This is a genomic window from Proteiniphilum sp., assembly GCF_034331125.1.
Taxonomy (GTDB): Bacteria; Bacteroidota; Bacteroidia; order Bacteroidales; family Dysgonomonadaceae; genus Proteiniphilum; species Proteiniphilum saccharofermentans.
The window spans coordinates 1-3,603 of the sequence record NZ_JAXQGC010000031.1 but is presented as its reverse complement, the minus strand read 5'-3'; the positions used below and the strand labels follow the sequence as shown (position 1 = coordinate 3,603).

Here is a 3,603-nt window from a genome sequence, read left to right as displayed (position 1 = left end):
GACTTTTAGTCGGAATCGAACCTATGGATTTTCAATCCATAGTGGTTCAGTTTAAAATCGTATACTTGCTCCGCCCGATAACCAAAACCCCGGCTGGGGGATATTGCCGAAATCGACATGTGTGGTGTTGAAAATATTGTTCGCGTTGACAAACAGGTCGATGCGGGGGAACTTGTAGTTGGCTTTCACATCCAGCAGGGAGAAGGGGCTGAAGTCCACCCGTTCACCGGGTTGCAGATCGACATACTGCACATAGGAACCGGCCCTTTCCTGCCAGCGGAAATTCCATGACAGGGTGAGATTTCTCACCACATCGTGATGCAGGGCAGCGGTGAATTTGTAACGGAGATGATTCAGAACGTAATTGGATATCAGTTCGTCTTCCACCATATTCTGGTCAAGATACATATATCCCATGTTGAAGGAACGGAAAGGCTGGCCGTTTCCGAACCACTTTTTCAGATCCAGGCCCACGGTAACTTCAAATCCCTTGGTATTGATCCTCGTGTGGTTCCTCGATTCCCACAGTGCGTCGGGAGACGGTTTTACCCAGTCGATCATATTCCTTCCTTTCATATGGAAAGCGGCAATGCTTCCCCTGATGATGGGGTGTGTATATTTTATGCCGGCCTCAAACGCTTCGGACAACTCGGCCTCAAGGTCACTGTTGCCTGTATGCGTGGCAGTCGTATAGTAGAGGTCGGTGAAGGTGGGCATGCGGGTGGCTTTGTTCCACGAGGCATAAAGCCTCAGCGCCTCTGACGGCCTGTATGATGCATTCAGCGCAGGGTACAGGTCGAATTTATTCACGACCGCCGTATTATGATTCAGCAAGCCACCCACGGAGAGGGTGAATTTTTTGAAGATGAAATTGTGCTCCAGAAAATAACTGATATTGGTACGGTTATCCGAATGAGTATATTTTCCTATACTATCTTCCATCGGTTTACCCAACACATTGCTCAGAATACCTTCATTGCGGAATTCGCCGCCAAAACCGGTGATCCCCCATCGTGAGGCGTACTGCATATTGAGATTCATACCGAAGACATCGCTCCGGTGATAATTGTGGTCTGTGTACCAGTCGGGCACGTCGGGGGTGCCTTCCCTGATAAGTTGGAATTCATCATAGTGACGGCTCCAATAGATATGTGGAATGAATTTAAGCCGTCCGTTGGTCTCACCGCGGATGGAAGCAAAAACACCCCGTGTATCGTCGAACTGATCGGGATAGGCAGCCGTGTAGAAGGTGTTGGCGCCCTGTTTTTTATCATTCAATCCCGCCTGAAGGTCGAGATTGGCACCGTTGATCTCGAACCGGCTTTGCCAGAGCAGGTTCACAATGTTGTAATCGCTGTTCCGGATATATCCGTCCGAATGCTTGTATCCCGCCGATAATGTATGCAGCGAGCCGTCCGCTTTGTAGGCACCTCTTGCTTCGGCGCCGAAAAGCCCGTGCATACCGCCTTCCAGTTTCGCGAAACCGTTCGATTCGGGATCCTTCCGGGTGATAATATTCACACCGCCGGAAAAGGCGCCGGCCCCGTAGACCAATGAAGATGGCCCCTGTACGATCTCGATGCGTTCGATATCGGAAAGGTTGATGGGAATGTTAAAACTGTAATGTCCTGTGTGAGGGTTGGTGAGGTTTACACCGTTGAGGAGGATGGCTGTCTGATCGAATGATCCGCCGCGAAGGGAGATGTCCGCCTGTACGCCGTGCGGCCCGCGTTGCAGGATGTCTACACCTGCCACATAATTCAGAAGGTCTTCAATACTGCGAACGGGTGCCCGTTCAATTTCCTGTCTCGAAATAACGGTCACCTGCTTCGCTGCCAGGTTCAATGGCAGGTCGACCTTTGAAGCGGTAACCACCACTTCGTCCAATTCCGTGGGAGGAATGGAATCTGTGGATGTTTGGGTATATACCCGTTCCGCAGGCTCTACCGTAGTCGCATGGGCGCTTATCAACGCACAACCGGAGAGCACACCTATCGTGACTGTCTTGTGCAGGCTGTTGAAAACGCTATACGACTTGCGGGCGAATCGTTTGAAACGAAATACCCTGGTCGTCTTGAATTGTTTTTTAAGCATGTTCTATTTGATTTTGTAAGAATGCGGTGCAAAAATAAGAATAAAAACACTATAACCCAAAGAACCATTTAGCCATGGAGAAATAAATGAGTACACTCATTATATCGGCGATGGTGGTAATCATGGGTGCACTGGCCGTGGCAGGGTCTAATTTCAGCCGTGTAAAGATAAGCGGCAACATCATACCTATCACACTGCCCACCATTACTGTGGCAACCATAGTGATGGCCACCACAGGGATAATGTCCGGTGCCCGGAAGGAGGCTATGAGAGACACTCCAGCCGCCATAGTTATCCCCAGCATCAAGGAAACTGTAAACTCTTTGCTCAGCAAACGTATCCAGTCCTGCCGTCGGACGTCGCCCATGGCCAGGGCACGGATCATCAGGGTGGCAGATTGTGATCCTGCATTCCCTCCGCTGTCTATCAGTAGAGGTAGAAAAAATACCAGGGCGACGACCGTTTCAATTACATTCTCAAATTGTGACATGGCATATCCTGAGAAGACATTCATGAACACCAACACCAGTAGCCATCCTACCCGTTTCTTGTAGAGAAATGAAACGGTAGCCAGCACGGGATTGATGACAGCATTCTGCATCGCACCGAATTTATGGAAGTCTTCCGTGTCTTCTTCTTCTGCCACATCGAAAATATCATCAATCGTAACGATACCGAGTAGTGTATTGGTACTGTCCACAACGGGTAAAGCTACCCGATTGTAATCCTTAAATATCTGTACAGCGGTTTCCTGATCGTCGAAGGCATTTAATACCACGAGTTTGTGGTCGATCAGATCCTCTATCTTTTCATCCGGATCGGCAAGTAATATATCGCGGATAGGGAGATCGTCGATCAATTTCCAGTGTTGATCTACCACATATACTATATCTAATGTTTCAGATTCCTTCCCGAAGCGGCGGATATGTTGCAATGTCTCTGCCACGGTGAAATGTAATTTCACCGCTACATACTGGGGCGTCATCAACCGCCCGATGCTTTCTTCCGGATATCCGAGCAATTGTGTGGTTTTCTTCAGATTCTCCGTACTCAACAATTGCATGAGTTGTTGGGCTATTTTTCCGGGTAACTCTTCAAACAGGGCTGTGCGGTCGTCCGGATCCATATCATTCATGAGATCGCTGAGACGCGATGCATGATGTGCCAGGCCGTTGATAATTTCGCCCTGTTTGTCGGGATGGAGTTCACGGAAGACTTCTTTTGCTTCTTCTCCTGGAAGCAGCCGGAATAAGATAATAGAGTGGAGTTGGTTACTATGCTCAATAAGGTAAGTGATATCGGGAACATCCAGTTTCGTGAGTTCCGTTTTCAGGGTAGTCCATGCCCTCTCTTTTATGAGTCTCTGAAAATTGATTCGGGTATCTGTCATCATACTCTCCTTTCTGCTTTGCCTGAAAGGAGGGTATTCCCTTACAGGTCAAAGGTATTACTGTTATTACTCATGTTTCGCACTTCCCTCAAACAATTGACAAAGAAATAGAAGGGAAA

At 48.5% G+C, this 3,603-nt stretch carries 2 protein-coding genes; both read right to left on the bottom strand.

The features are described from left to right. Positions 1-51: 51 nt before the first annotated feature. A complete protein-coding gene (locus U2P89_RS06250; RefSeq protein WP_322190945.1) occupies positions 52-2,094 on the bottom strand; it encodes a TonB-dependent receptor plug domain-containing protein in 2,043 nt (680 codons plus the stop codon). Positions 2,095-2,143: 49 nt separating this feature from the next. Further along, positions 2,144-3,487, bottom strand: coding sequence for a magnesium transporter (gene mgtE, locus U2P89_RS06245; protein ID WP_322190944.1), 1,344 nt, complete (start codon positions 3,485-3,487; stop codon positions 2,144-2,146). Between the last annotated feature and the right edge of the window lie 116 nt (positions 3,488-3,603).

Coding starts and splice junctions, on each gene's coding strand:
- U2P89_RS06250 (WP_322190945.1), bottom strand. CDS start 2,094: ATGCTTAAAAAACAATTCAAGACGACCAGGGTATTTCGTTTCAAACGA.
- mgtE (WP_322190944.1), bottom strand. CDS start 3,487: ATGATGACAGATACCCGAATCAATTTTCAGAGACTCATAAAAGAGAGG.